Raw genomic sequence first — 627 nt, 5'->3', positions numbered from 1 at the left:
CTGGGAGGCGACAAAACGTCTCCAGATGAGATTGTATAATTTAAACTGATCTGCAGAGAGATACGACTTAATCCGCTCGGGAGTTCGGGAAACAGACGTTGGGCGAATCGCCTCGTGCGCTTCTTGAGCGCCGCGCGCACGCGTCTTGTAGATGACTGGATTCTCGGGAAGGTACTCTTTACCAAAGCGCTTCTCGATAAATTGCCTGCCATCCCCAATCGCCTCTTTCGACACCTGTGTTGAATCTGTACGCATATACGTAATCAGACCGTACGAATCACCTTCGCCAACATCAAGCCCCTCATACAATTGCTGAGCGATAGCCATCGTTTTACGCGCAGTGTAATTGAACCGTCTAGATGCAGCTTGCTGCATTGTGCTGGTTGTGAAGGGTGCCACTGGTTTACGTTTGCGCTGGCCATGTTTGACGCCGACTACACAATAATCCGCCGCTTTGATATCCTCGACGAGTCCCTTCACTTCCCCCTCGCCTGTTATTTCTGCTTTCTCACCATCCCGACGAGTTAGCCTCGCTTTAAAATCAGGAGGCTTCTGCGGGTTCACAAAACCTGCATCGATCGTCCAATATTCGTTTGGAATGAAACCTCGGATTTCACGGTCTCTTTC

General features: G+C 50.2%; 1 protein-coding gene. It reads right to left on the bottom strand.

The genetic code is table 11. The features are described from left to right. Nucleotides 1–627: DNA topoisomerase I (locus tag H0Z31_15795; GenBank protein ID MBO8178853.1), on the bottom strand; the 627-nt coding region annotated here is incomplete at both ends.

It is taken from the genome of Bacillus sp. (in: firmicutes) (genome assembly GCA_017656295.1).
GTDB lineage: Bacteria > Bacillota > Bacilli > Bacillales > JACDOC01 > JACDOC01.
The sequence above is the reverse complement of the archived record's forward strand: the minus strand, read 5'-3'. Positions and strand labels throughout refer to the sequence as shown.